The following is a 12,508-nucleotide window of genomic DNA, read 5'->3' on the forward strand; positions in this document are numbered from 1 at the left end:
GCCCTCCACCGGGGAGGACGGGGCGCGCGGCACTGCCAGGCGGCCGCCGGTTCCGGACCGGCGGCACAAGCCGTCAGGTGGCGTGGATCGCCGACAGCATGTCGGTGCGCGCCGCCCGCCGCGCCGGCCACAGCGCCGCGATCACCCCGACCACGGCGGCCAGCAGCAGGAACAGGCCCAGCCGCTCGTACGGCAGCACCAGCTCGAACGTCGTCATCTGGTCGGCCAGCTTCAGCCCGCCGGCCCAGCCGATGAAGATGCCCAGCCCGATGCCGAGCACCCCGCCGAAGAGCGAGATGACGACCGACTCCAGTCGAACCATCCGCGCCACCCCGCCGCGGTCCAGGCCGACCGCCCGCAGCATCCCGATCTCGCTGCGGCGCTCCATCACCGACATCGCCAGGGTGTTGACGACGCCGAGCACCGCGATGACCACGGCCATGCCCAGCAGCGCGTACACCAGGGTCAGCGCCGTGTCGGCCTGCCCGGAGGCCTCGGCGATCATCGCCTCCCGGTCCAGTACGGACAGCGCGGGGGAGTCGCCGACCGCCGCGCGCAGCGCCTCGGTGGTCTCCGCGCTGACGCCGCCCTCGGTCATCACCCACACGAACCGGTCGTCGGTGGGGATGCCGTTGCGCTCCAGCACCGAGACGTCCGCGACCATGCCGTACAGCGTGCGGTGGTCGCCGTAGACGCCGACGACGGTCAGCTCCTCGACCTGCTCCTCCTCGCCCAGCCGCAGCGCCACGGAGTCGCCGACACCCAGTCCGCGCTCGGCGGCGGTCCGCTCGTCGAGCAGGATCTCGCCCTCGCCGAGCCGCGCGCTCTCGCCCTCGACCAGCTCCAGCGACATCAGCTCCGGCAGATCGGCGCCGTTGACGCCGTGCAGCATCGCCCCGCCGTCCTCGCCCTCCTCGCCGGCGAAGTCCACCCAGTCACCGGCCAGTCCGGTGGAGGCGGTGACCTCGGGGGCCGCGGCGACGGCCTCGCGGACCTCGGGCGACATCGGGACGGTGGAGAACATGCGGACCTCGTAGTCCGCGGAGACGGTCTGCCTCAGCTCCTCCGACATCGCCCGCTGCATCCCGGCCGCGCCGACGGTGAGCGCGGTGATGAGGGTCAGCCCGATCATCAGCGCGGAGGCGGTGGCCGCGGTGCGCCGCGAGTCGCGGAGCGCGTTGCGCCGCGCCAGGTCGCCGAGGAAGCCGAACGGGCGCAGCAGCGGCCGGACCGCGGCGATGACCGGGCGGGAGAGCACGGGCGTCAGCAGGATGACGCCGGTCAGCAGCACCATCGAGCCGAAGGTCATGATCAGGAGGTTGGTGCTCATGTCGTCGGTGGCCTTCACCAGCGCCAGGAACCCGCCCAGCAGTGTCAGCACGGCGCCGACGGAGGTGCGGACGACCAGCCCGCGGCGGGTGGCGGGTGCGTAGGCGGCGCCGACCGCGGCGGCCGGCGGGATCTTCGCCGCCCGGCGGGCGGGCAGCCAGGCGGAGAGCATGGTGACGACGACGCCGACACCCAGCGAGACCAGCACCGAGTCCAGGCCGACGACGAGGTCGCCGGCGGGCAGGCCGCTGGCCTCGCCCGCGATGGTGGCGCGCAGCAGCAGGGCGACGCCGATGCCGACGACCAGGCCGGTGGCGCCGGCGAGGAAGCCGACGACGAACGACTCGATCAGCACCGACCGGGTGACCTGCCGGCGGGAGGCGCCGACGGCCCGCAGCAGGGCGAGTTCCCGGATGCGCTGGGTCACCAGCATGGTGAAGGTGTTGGCGATGATGAAGATGCCGACGAAGAGCGAGATGCCGGCGAAGATCAGCAGGCCGGTGCGCAGCCCCTCGGTGTAGCTCGCGATGGACCGCTCCTGCGCGGCGACCAGCTCGTCGCCGGTGGCCAGGTCCAGAGTGTCCGTCACCAGCGGCTCGACGGCGGTGCGCAGTTCGCCCTGGGAGACGCCGGGGGCGGCGGTCACGTTCAGCTGGTCGTACTGGCCGGGCTCCAGGAAGATCTCCTGGGCCACGTCGGGCGCGAACAGCAGCAGGGTGCCGCCGGCGGCGACGTCGCCGTCCTCGGTGTCGAAGACGCCGGTGACGGTCGCGGTGCGGCCGGGGCCGTCGGTCGACCAGGTGACGGTGTCGCCGGTGGTGAAGCCCGTCCGCTCGGCGGTGCGGGAGTCGATGAGGAGCTCGCCCTCGCCCTCGGGGAGGCGGCCCTCGACCAGGGTGCGGCGCTCGTCGCCCTCGACGATGCTGCCGGCGGCCGAGCTCCACAGCTCGCCCACCCGCTGGCCGTCGGGGCCGGCCAGGGCCGCGTTGCCGCGGACGTCGCCGAGGACGGCGCCGGTCTCGGGAAGCGCCGCGATCTCGTCGAGCAGGCGCTGGTCGGGGTAGTGCGGGCCGTCGTCCCAGCCCTGCTGGACGGCGAGGTCGACCCCGCGCAGGTCGGAGGAGACGGCGTCGGAGTAGGCGCGGGAGACGGTGGAGGAGAAGACGAGGCTGCCGGCCACGAAAGCCACGCCGAGCGTGACGGCCAGTGCCGTCATCAGCAGTTTGGCCTTGTGGGCGAGCACGTTGCGGAGCGCGGTGCGGAACATGGTGGGGATTCCCGGGTCGTGTGGAGGGGCGGGCCCGGAGCGGTCACGGGCCTGCGGGACGGTGGCGCGGCGGGAGCGGTGGCGCGGCGGGGCGGGCGGTGCGGTCGGTCGCGGTCACGCCTCGGGCGGTCGCGGGGCACCGCCGGCCGTCAGCTGGTGCGGCCGACCGCTTCGAACCGCCGCATGTGGTCCAGCACCCGCTCGGCGGTCGGGTCGGCCATCTCGTCGACGACGCGGCCGTCGGCGAGGAAGACGACGCGGTCCGCGTAGGCGGCGGCCATCGGATCGTGCGTCACCATCACGACGGTCTGGCCGAGTTCGCGGACCGAGTTGCGCAGGAACTGGAGGACCTCGGCGCCGGCGCGCGAGTCCAGGTTGCCGGTCGGTTCGTCGCCGAAGATGATCGCGGGCTTGGAGGCGAGCGCGCGGGCGACGGCGACGCGCTGCTGCTGGCCGCCGGAGAGCTGGTTGGGGCGGTGCTTGAGCCGACCGGAGAGGCCCACGGTCTCGATGACCTGGTTGAGCCAGTCGTTGTCCGGCTTGGTGCCGGCGATGTCCATCGGGAGGGTGATGTTCTCCGCGGCGGTGAGCGTCGGCAGCAGGTTGAACGCCTGGAAGACGAAACCGACCCGGTCCCGGCGCAGCTTGGTGAGCTGCTTGTCGGAGAGCGAGGTGATCTCGGTGTCACCGATCCACGCGTGGCCGTCGGTGGCCGAGTCCAGCCCCGCGAGGCAGTGCATCAGGGTGGACTTGCCGGAGCCGGAGGGCCCCATGATCGCGGTGAACCGGCCCGCCTCGAAGCGGACGGACACCTGGTCCAGGGCCACGACGCGGGTCTCGCCGCTGCCGTAGCTCTTGGTGAGCTGCTCGGCGCTGGCGGCGGCGACCGCGTGCGGCGCGGGGGCGGAGTGGGTCAGGGGCACGGGAACCTCCGGGCGGTACGGGGCGGGGACGGGCAGTGCGGGCGGGGACGGTGCCGAGGCGGTCGTCGTGGCGACCGCGACGTCTGTTCCATCTTCGGCCGCTCCTACCCCCGCCACGTCGGTCCGCATGCTGGTTCGGAGGCCGGTCCGCAGAGGTACGCGGGGCCGCCGTGTCATACCGCGGTATGACGCCGGGCGGGTGCCGTCGTCGGGGTCGTACCCCGAGGCGCGGCGGCGCGGCGGTGGCGATGACGGGGCGGCGCGGCCCGCTGCCGGGGGGCGCGCGTGACGCAAGTTGCGCCTGGTGAGAGCTTCAAGGCGCGTAAACGTGTGCCGGGGCCACGACCCACGACTGACAGGCCATCAGATTCGTCACATCGCGCCAGATTGCCCTGGACCCAGGGACGGTTGAGGGGTGTGGCGGATAAGCTCGGTCGTGCACCCGAGGCGCCGGTGGCGCCTGTACGGCTTGGGGGGCTATGCCCGGGTGGTGGAACGCAGACACGGTGAGCTTAAAACTCGCTGACCTTTCGGTCGTCCCGGTTCGAGTCCGGGTCCGGGCACCCCCACGCCGACCGCACACCTTCGGTGGGACAGCGGTCGGCGTGGGCGGGATGTTCGATGCATGCGGTGGTGCACCTGCTCGTCGCGAGGGTCGCCCGCGGCGCCGGTTCCGGGCGGTGGGCCGGACCCGGGCTGCGGCGTCCGGGGGCGTGCGCGCCCGGTCCGGCGCTGGTGGTGGGCGTCGGGGGCGGGGCGCGGCGCGCATCGGAGTGCGGGCGCCGACACGCACCCGCGCGCAGCCGTGCACGCCCCGGCCCGCACCGTGCGCCCGGCCCGTGTGACGTTTCCGACGGTTCCGGCCTTTCGGGCGTACGGCACCGCCCGGGGTGGCTCGGCCGGCGCCCGGAGACTTCTGCCAGGTCACGGTCCGGTGATGACATGGCCGCAAGGAACGTCCACGCACTGTTTCGGCGTTATACAGGGTGGACTAGCGTCGTGTCTTTGCTAAAGCATTACTCTGGATCGCAGCAAGGTCGTGCCGTCAGCGGCCATGGAGGAGTGAGATGAGGAGCAGTAACCCGGTCTTCACGCGTCGGGGGTTCAGCCAGGACGGGGAGGCCGGTTTCAACGGCGCCCAGGCCGGGCCGTACGCGGGTTCCCCGCAGAACCCCTACGCGCAGCCGTCGAATCCCTATGCTCAGCAGATGGGGCCCGACGGCTCCATGATGCAGGGCGCCCGTGCCGGCGTCATGACCATCGACAGCGTGGTGAACCGCACCGCCATCACGCTCGGCACGGTGATCGCCACCGCCGCCGTCGCATGGATCATGAACCTGCCGGTCGGCATCGGCATCGTCTTTGCCCTGGTCGGCATGGGCCTGGCGCTCTGGCAGTCGTTCAAGCGTGAGCCCTCGCCCCCGCTGATCCTCGCCTACGCCGTGAGCCAGGGCATCTTCCTCGGCGTCATCAGCAAGGCGATCAACGACATGGTCGCCGGCGCCGCCATGCAGGCGGTCCTCGGCACCATGGCCGTCTTCGCCGGTGTGCTGTTCATGTACAAGCAGCGCATCATCAAGGTCGACGCGCGCTTCACCAAGTTCGTGATCGCGGCCTCCATCGGCTTCATGCTGCTGATGGTCGTCAACCTGCTCGTCTCGGTGTTCGCCGGCGGCGACGGCCTCGGCCTGCGCACCGGTGGTCTCGGCATCCTGTTCGGCGTCATCGGCGTCATCCTCGGTGCCTGCTTCCTGGCGCTCGACTTCAAGATGGTCGAGGACGGCATCGCCTACGGCGCGCCGGAGAAGGAGTCCTGGCTGGCCGCCTTCGGCCTGACCATGACCCTGGTCTGGATCTACCTGGAGTTCCTGCGTCTCATCGCCATCCTGCAAGGCGACTGACCCGCGCGGGCGCCGCTTCCCCCGGCGACGGCGGGGAGCGGACCGGGCCCCTCCGCCGTTGCGCGCCGCGGCCGGTGGCCGCCGGGCGGCGGCCGCGGATCGACGGTGGCGGTGTGCGGCGGCGGCCCCCGACCACCGGCCCTATGCTCGGGGGATGCTCGACACCGCCGCCCTGGTAAGCGCCGTGGACGCCCACGCCGACCGGCTCCGCCGCCTGCCGGAGCGCCGACTGCGCGGCGCCACGGCGGACGCCGCGTTGACCCTGGCCCGCGAACTGGCGCGGCGGACACAGCGGCTGGAGGAACCGGGCACCGCCCCGCGCGAGGTGCCCGACGCCGGGTACTTCGCCGTCGGTGACCAGGTCGCCGTGACCGGCCACGACCTCGCCCACGCGCTGCGCCACCACGGCACCCCGGCGGAACTGGCCGAGGCGCTGGCCCTCCTCGCCGCGGCGCCCCGCACCTGACGCGGTGCCGCCGCGGACCCACGGCCCGTACCCCGTCCGGCGTCGTCCGGCGTCGACCGGCGGTCCCCGCCCCCGCGCCGCCGCCCGGCGCGCGGCGAGAAGTTTCAACACATCCGACCGCTAGGCCCACTGGCACGCCCTCACTACCCGCTGTCACGATGGAGGCGGCGAGGGTGGTCGCCGTGTCTGTCGTGCAGCGTCCGGGGCCGGGCGGCTGTGCCGACGCACGCCGCGCGCCCTCGGGGGAGGGGCGAGCACCCCGGACGGCGGTCCGGGGCAGCGCCCGTGGACGCGGCAGGAGCAGGGGCGGGGCATGGGGGAACACGGCAAGCCGGAGGCCGAGCTGGGGAAGGGCGCTCCGCCGCCCGGCAACGCGGACGGGCAGCTCCCGCCGCCCGAACCCGGCACGGGCACGCGCCGCAAACCCCAGCAGGACGACGACGACTGACGGGCGCCCCTCCTGATGCGCGCTCAGCACGTCCAGCACGCCCAGCACGAACAGCGCCGCCTCCACGCCACCATGGCCGAGCAGGGGCTGTGGCCCGACCGCGCGCCCTGGATTCGCGAGGCGATGGAACGCACGCCGCGCCACACCTTCGCCCCCGACCGCCTCTGGCGCTGGGACGGCGCCGCCTACCGGCCGGTCGAACGCGCCACCGAGCCGCGACGCTGGCTCGCGGAGCTGTACGCCGGACCGCACGACCCGGCGGTGACCCAGATCGACGGCGGGGTGCCGTCCTCGTCGCTCTCCGCCCCGGCGGTGGTCGCCGACATGCTCGACACGGCGCTGCTCGCTCCCGGCCGGCGCGTCCTGGAACTGGGCACGGGGTGCGGCTGGAACGCCGCCCTGCTGGCGGGGCGGGTCGGCGGCGAGCACGTCGTCAGCGTCGAGGCGGACCGGTCGCTCGCCGAATCCGCGCGGCGCGCCCTCGACGGCGCCGCGCCGGGCGTGACGGTGCTGCACGGCGACGGCGGGGCCGGGCATCCGGTCGGCGGCCCGTACGACCGGGTGATCGCCACCTACGCCCCGCCCCGCGTGCCCTGGGAGTGGGTGGCGCAGACCCGACCCGGCGGCTGGATCGTCACGCCCTGGGGGCGGTTGGGGCACGTTGCGCTCCGCGTCGCCCGTGACGGCGGCTCGGCCTCCGGCTGGTTCCAGGGCCTCGCCCAGTTCATGCCGCCGCGCGGCACCCCGCCCACGCCGCCCTGGCCCGGCGGGGCGGCGGACGCCGCGCTCGCGCCGGGCGTCCCGCTGGGCCGCGACCCCGGCCCGCTGCTCGCGGACGCCAACCTGTTCTTCGCCCTGCGGGTCGCCCTCCCGGACGTCCACATCACGGCCGCACCCGGCACCGGAGCGGGCGTCTGGCCGCAAGGTTCGGCGGGAGCCGGGTCGGGGGCCGCAGCCCGACCCGGAGCGCCGGCCCCCGCTGACGCCGAGTCCGAAGCCGAGGCCGCGTCCCACACCGCGCCCGAGACCGCCTCCACCCCGCCGGCGGGGCGTGCCGCACCCGCCACCGTGCGGCTGCTCGCGCCCGGCGGCTCCCGCGCCCTCCTCGACGGCCGCACGGGCACGGTCCGGCGCACGGGGCCCCGTGACCTCGCATCGGAGGTCGCCATGGCGTGGTCACGCTGGGAGGAGTGCGGCAGCCCTTCCGTCCACGACCACGGCCTCACCGTCACCCCGTACGGCGAACACCTCTGGACCGACCCCGGCCACGAACCCTGCGGGGTGTGAATCAGCACCGGTCCCGGCGACCCGAAACCGCTCGCGGGGCCCGGGGCCCACGGTGAGCCCGGGGCGCCCACGACCGGCGGGCCGGACCGCACAGCTGCACCTTGACGGCCAGCCCGGCGGGGGAGGGGCAGGCCGGGCGCGCACCTCACTCCGGTCGCAGATCGCGCGGCCCGTCCAAGAGGTACGTAAGGCCCTCGACGGTGTGGCACACCATCAGTTGATCCATCGGAAGCGTGTGGGCCGCCGCCCGGTCACGCAGCTCCTCCGCGCTCGTGCCCACACCCCGCAGCAGCTGCTCCCGTCGCCGCGAGGCAGCCTCTCGCGTGGCACCGACCACCGTGGCGGGGCTTCCGCGCGCTCTTCGCCCTGTCGGGCCCGGAAACGGCCGTCTGTGTACCCCTCCACGGGTGTGGGGCGGAGGCCCGGACGAGCCGCGTCGTCGACCCGCCGTCGTGTCGGGCCGGCCCCCGGCGCCGTCACCGTGGGGGCCGTCCGGGGTGGGGGCGGTTGGTGAGGAGGGTGAGTTCGTCGTTGAGGGTGCGGACGTCCTCGACGTGGAGGGTGCCGAGGTGGACGCGGTGGCCGGAGCGGCGGCAGGTGTCGCAGGGAGCGACCACCGTCATGTCGTCCAGCTCGACGCCCAGGCTCCGCAGCAGGCGGAAGAGTTCGCGCGCCGCGGTTTCCGCGGCCTCACGGTCCGGGTCGGTGAAGTCGATGTCGTTGAGCACGAGTCGGTCTCCCGGTGGGGTCAGGCGGCGCGCAGCAGGCGCCGTGCGGTCGTGTGGCGGTGGATCGGCCGGGCGGAGAGGGAGTAGTGGACCTCGACATGTCCGAGGCCGCAGAGACGGTCCGGGCCGCGGGTGTTGACGCTCACCGGCCGCCCTTCGCGCAGCGCACGGCGCTGCACCTGCTGGTAGCCGAGGTCGGTCGCCCACTCAGCGAAGACCAGCCCCGGGCTCCAACTCCCGTCGGTGACGGGGGCGAGGACCGTCGTCGGGAACGGCCCGCGCGGGTCGGCCGGCGGGTCCAGCGCGGTCGCCAGACGCTCGGCCTGCCCACGCATCCAGGCCAGCGCCCCCTCGGGGGAGGCCGCCCAGTGGCCACCGAGGTGCCACTCGCCGCCCGCGTCCGGACTGCGCACCACCGTCTCCGCCCAGTAGCCGTCGGCATGCCGAATCACGCGGTACCCCCGGAAGCCCGGAGCGAACGCACGATGTGCGGTGAGAAGCACTGCCGCGAGAAGCACTGCCGAGAGAAGCGCTGCCCCGAGAAGCACTGCGCAGGGAATGCACGCCGGGTGGTGAACGAGGCGCACCCGGGGGATCGCGACGCGGCCAGGTTCATGATTCCGGGAGATTCATTGAACGGGATCTTCATCGTTCGCCCAACTTCCTGAGATGTTCCTCAATGCGCGCCGCGAGTTCCGCACTCCGAGCCAGAAGCTGGGCGAGCGTCGGCAGGTCGGATTCCTCCGCCGGTGGTCCCGGCGGTGGCGGGGATTCCGCTTCGTCGTTGTTCACGCGAGGGCCGCCCGGGAGAGTGCGGTCGCCTCGCGCGAGAGAAACTGCAGGCCAGCGGCGCGCAGTGGGGCGTGACGCGACGGGGCGGAAACGCGGGAACACGGATGGAGCGACACCGCGAGAGGCGCGGCGGCGCGCATTGTCGCACGCGATTTCCGTGCTTCTCGCCGTTTGTGGCGTGTCATGGATTCGAATCCTCGAATCTGTGCATGTGGGGCGCAGGTGACTGTTTGTGGCTCTAGGGTTGCGCTCGGTTCGGTGGACACGCCAGTGGTTCACCGATGAGCCGCATTCCGTCATGTGAAGGGAGAGGAGGACCATGACCGCCGAACGCATCACCCCGTCCCCAAAGGTTTCCTTGCTGGAGTTCTTCGGGGCGGAGCTGCGGCGCCTGCGCACGAAGGCGTCGTGGGCGCAGGGGGAGCTTGCCTCGGCCGCCCACACCACCCAGTCGATGATCTGCAAGATCGAACGGGCCCGGCAGGTGCCGTCGATCGAGATGTCCGAGAGTCTGGATGCCGCGCTGGCCACCGACGGCCACTTCGCCCGCCTGCACCCCCTGGTGCTGGCCTACGCCTACCCCGCCTGGTTCCTGCCGTACGTCGAGATGGAGCGGGAGGCGACCGCAATCCGCGTATTTCAGGGTCAGGTGGTGCCGGGACTGCTTCAGACGGAGGAGTACGCCCGAGCGCTCCTGTCGAGCAGACGGCCTGACAGCCTCGATGATCTGGTCACCTCGCGGCTGAGCCGTCAGGAAGTACTAGAGGGATCAGACCGACCGCGTGCGTGGTTCGTTCTGGACGAGCAAGTCCTGCGTCGCCGGGTTGGGAATGCGCAGCTCATGCGAGGTCAGCTGGAACGTCTGCTCTCGGCTGGCAGCGAGCCTCGGACAGTGGTTCAGGTCATCCCAGAGAGCAGGGGAGTGCACGCTGGACTCGACGGCAACTTCTCCGTGCTCACCAGCGTGGAAGCCGATGTGCTACATGTGGATGGCTTCTTCGAGGGACGACTGAGCATCGATCCGAGCGAGACCGCAGAGGCGCTTCATGCCTATGATCTTCTGCGGGCGGATGCTCTCCCGCCCTGTCAATCGGCCGACCTGATTCACGAGTACCTGAGAGGTCAGACGACATGGGGAACCTGAACGGGCTGTCCGTCGAGTGGCGGAAGTCCAGCTACAGCGGCACCAACGGTGGGGAATGCCTGGAGGCTGGGCGTGGCCTGCCGGGTGCGGTCCCGGTGCGTGACTCGAAGCTGTCCGACAGTCCGGTGCTGAGCTTCCCGAGCGCCGGTTGGGGCGAGTTCCTGGCCACGGTCAAGGACGGCCGCTTCTCCGCCTGAGCGCAACGCGTGCGACGTCAGGACCCCGCCGGGTCGGATGAGTGAACCGGCGGGGTTCGCGCTGTAACGGCGGTCTTGCGTACCGTCCGACCGCCGGTCACCGTGGTGGGTCCAGGGACCCGGCTCGCCCACCCGGAGGTGGCGCATGCACCGCGACCGATACATCTGGCGGAAGTCCAGCTACAGCGGCACCAACGGTGGCAACTGTCTGGAGGTCGGCTACGACCCACGCTGCTGCGGCCCGGTCGACTGGCACCGGTCGAGCCACAGCAGCAGCAGCAACGGCGGCGCTTGCCTCGAAGCCGGGCTCGGCCTGACGACCCTCGTCCCGGTGCGCGACTCCAAGCTGCCCGACAGCCCCATCCTCGCCTTCCCGCCCTCCGGCTGGCTGGCCTTCGTGGCCACGGTGAAGGACGCCCACCCCACGCGCTGAGGCGCCGGGCGTCATCCCGCTCGCCGCGCGGGGTTGAGTCTCAAGCGGGTTGAGACCGCAGAGTGGCAGCGTGAACGACGACGAGACGATGTACCCGATCGGAGACGTGGCGCGCCGCACCGGCCTCAGCGTCAGCGCCATCCGCTTCTACGCCGACGCGGGGGTCGTGGAGCCCTCCGGGCTCACGCCCGCCGGCTACCGCCTGTACTCCATCGAGGCCGTGGCCCGCCTGGAGATGGTCCGCACCCTGCGCGACCTCGACACCGGCCTGGACGACATCCGGAAGCTCATCGCCGGCCGGACGACCGTTCACGAACTGGCCACCGCGCACCTGGAGGTCCTGGAACGGGAGGCGTCCCGACTGCGCGCCCGCCGCGCGGTGCTCCGGGCCATCGTCCGCCAACGAGGCAGCGCCGAGCAGATCGCCCTGCTCCACCGGCTCGTCACCATGTCGGACGAGGAGCGAGTGCGGCTGATCGAGGAGTTCTGGGCCGATGTGAGCGACGGTCTCAACGAGAACCCGCGGTTCGTGGCCGAGCTGAACTCGGCGCCGCCCCGGCTCCCGGACGAGCCGACTCCGGAGCAGTTGGACGCCTGGATCGAGTTGGCGTCGATGGTCAGCGATCCGGAGGTGGGGCGCGCGATCCGCGACGACCTGAACGCCCGTTTCACCGACGGCCCCGGCCAGATGCTGGTCTCCCCGCAGGCGCTCGCCTCCTACGAGAGCGCCACCCCGCTCATCGAGGAGGCCGTCGAGGCGCACAAGGCCGGCGTCGCCCCGGACTCGCCCCTCGGCCAGGAGCTGGCCGCCCGCTACCTCGCCTGGCTCGGCGAGATGTTCGGCGCCTCCTTCGAGGACCCGGAGACGCGCGACGAGATCGGCCGCGGGCTGCTGGAGATCGAGCCGGCCATCCTCGCCGACCTGGAACAGACAGCCCAGGGCCCACCCGCCACCGACCCCCAGGAGCGCTACCAGCACCTCGTCCAGGTCATCAGCGGCACCCTGGAATCCAACAACGCCCAACTAGCCGACTACGCCCGAGCCTTCACCTGGCTCTCCACCGCACTCACCCCTACCACTCCACCCCCCCCGACTAGCCTCGATCTGCCAGACAGCTCCGCCGGGACAAAACATCTCGTCGAGTGCTCTCGGTGTATGCGCGACGACCAGAGGTGTGCCCCCGGGCGAGCTATTCGGTAATGCTCTGCTGGTAGGCGGAAACCCGCAAGATAGTTGCCTCGTCTGCCACGCCCTGTAGTTCTACCGTTTCTGACTCCGCAGAAAAATGCAGCATGTTACGATCATCTCTATTGATTTTTAGGTCACAGAAGGAGTTCCGCGAGATTCGATTGATTGAGATTTCGTGCAATCCACCCAGGGAAAGCTCCAGTTGAATCGTGTTCATGTCCTCGCGAACCCATTTCGCAGGCGGGGTTTTCGGGAACAGTGATAGGTCGAACCGTAGGCGGAGTGTCGGGCCATTCGGGTGCAGGCAAATCTCCTCGATGCGGACGTTCTCCAGCGTGGGAAGCTCGTCCCCATAAACCGAGCGTACTGGCTTCGGATTGCTGACGGACTCGATCCAGTGCAAT

At 72.0% G+C, this 12,508-nt stretch carries 13 protein-coding genes and 1 tRNA gene; 9 read left to right on the top strand and 5 right to left on the bottom strand.

All coding sequences use genetic code 11. The features are described from left to right. Window positions 1–73: 73 nt before the first annotated feature. Together HCN52_RS05720 and HCN52_RS05725 are read right to left on the bottom strand one after the other, a co-directional pair. Window positions 74–2,596 (bottom strand): ABC transporter permease, encoded by a 2,523-nt coding sequence (locus HCN52_RS05720; protein WP_168087274.1) that lies wholly within the window; start codon window positions 2,594–2,596, stop codon window positions 74–76. A 149-nt stretch (window positions 2,597–2,745) separates the two neighbouring features. Then, window positions 2,746–3,519, bottom strand: a complete 774-nt coding sequence (locus HCN52_RS05725; RefSeq protein WP_312876559.1) for an ABC transporter ATP-binding protein — start codon at window positions 3,517–3,519, stop codon at window positions 2,746–2,748. Between the two features lie 481 nt (window positions 3,520–4,000). Here HCN52_RS05725 and HCN52_RS05730 point away from each other — a divergent pair. From HCN52_RS05730 to HCN52_RS05745, 5 genes are all read left to right on the top strand, one after another. Further along, a tRNA-Leu gene (locus tag HCN52_RS05730) sits at window positions 4,001–4,082 on the top strand. 504 nt (window positions 4,083–4,586) lie between these two features. Continuing rightward, window positions 4,587–5,420: a Bax inhibitor-1/YccA family protein gene (locus HCN52_RS05735; protein ID WP_168087276.1), complete on the top strand. Its 834-nt coding sequence runs from the start codon at window positions 4,587–4,589 to the stop codon at window positions 5,418–5,420. A gap of 154 nt (window positions 5,421–5,574) precedes the next feature. After that, window positions 5,575–5,886, top strand: a complete 312-nt coding sequence (locus HCN52_RS05740; RefSeq protein WP_168087277.1) for a hypothetical protein — start codon at window positions 5,575–5,577, stop codon at window positions 5,884–5,886. A gap of 313 nt (window positions 5,887–6,199) precedes the next feature. Continuing rightward, entirely contained in the window at window positions 6,200–6,334 is a 135-nt protein-coding gene (locus HCN52_RS25890; RefSeq protein ID WP_280923880.1) for a hypothetical protein, read from the top strand. A 15-nt stretch (window positions 6,335–6,349) separates the two neighbouring features. Beyond that, window positions 6,350–7,621, top strand: coding sequence for a methyltransferase domain-containing protein (locus tag HCN52_RS05745; protein WP_168087278.1), 1,272 nt, complete (start codon window positions 6,350–6,352; stop codon window positions 7,619–7,621). 476 nt (window positions 7,622–8,097) lie between these two features. Here HCN52_RS05745 and HCN52_RS05750 read toward each other — a convergent pair whose 3' ends face one another. Then, on the bottom strand, window positions 8,098–8,349 hold the full coding sequence (locus HCN52_RS05750; protein WP_168087279.1) for a hypothetical protein: 252 nt from the start codon (window positions 8,347–8,349) through the stop codon (window positions 8,098–8,100). 20 nt (window positions 8,350–8,369) lie between these two features. After that, window positions 8,370–8,801 carry a hypothetical protein gene (locus tag HCN52_RS05755; protein ID WP_168087280.1) on the bottom strand — a complete coding sequence of 144 codons (432 nt, stop codon included), beginning with the start codon at window positions 8,799–8,801 and terminating at the stop codon, window positions 8,370–8,372. 659 nt (window positions 8,802–9,460) lie between these two features. On the opposite strand from HCN52_RS05755, the gene HCN52_RS05760 reads away from it, so the two are divergent. The 4 genes from HCN52_RS05760 to HCN52_RS05775 all read left to right on the top strand — a co-directional run bounded on the left by HCN52_RS05760 (window position 9,461) and on the right by HCN52_RS05775 (window position 12,116). Beyond that, complete coding sequence (locus tag HCN52_RS05760) at window positions 9,461–10,285, top strand: helix-turn-helix domain-containing protein (RefSeq protein WP_168087281.1); 825 nt, start codon at window positions 9,461–9,463, stop codon at window positions 10,283–10,285. Continuing rightward, entirely contained in the window at window positions 10,273–10,482 is a 210-nt protein-coding gene (locus tag HCN52_RS05765) for a DUF397 domain-containing protein (RefSeq protein WP_168087282.1), read from the top strand. The genes HCN52_RS05760 and HCN52_RS05765 overlap by 13 nt, the downstream gene beginning before the upstream one ends. A gap of 145 nt (window positions 10,483–10,627) precedes the next feature. Next, the gene (locus HCN52_RS05770) at window positions 10,628–10,915 is read left to right on the top strand and encodes a DUF397 domain-containing protein (RefSeq protein ID WP_168087283.1); all 288 of its coding nucleotides are present in this window, start codon (window positions 10,628–10,630) and stop codon (window positions 10,913–10,915) included. A 70-nt stretch (window positions 10,916–10,985) separates the two neighbouring features. Then, on the top strand, window positions 10,986–12,116 hold the full coding sequence (locus HCN52_RS05775) for a MerR family transcriptional regulator (RefSeq protein WP_168087284.1): 1,131 nt from the start codon (window positions 10,986–10,988) through the stop codon (window positions 12,114–12,116). On the opposite strand, the gene HCN52_RS05780 is transcribed toward HCN52_RS05775, so the two are convergent. Beyond that, a complete protein-coding gene (locus HCN52_RS05780; protein WP_168087285.1) occupies window positions 12,106–12,507 on the bottom strand; it encodes an Imm50 family immunity protein in 402 nt (133 codons plus the stop codon). The two genes, HCN52_RS05775 and HCN52_RS05780, sit on opposite strands and share 11 nt — an antisense overlap. Between the last annotated feature and the right edge of the window lies 1 nt (window position 12,508).

The organism is Streptomyces bohaiensis (assembly GCF_012033785.1).
Lineage (GTDB): Bacteria > Actinomycetota > Actinomycetes > Streptomycetales > Streptomycetaceae > Streptomyces > Streptomyces bohaiensis.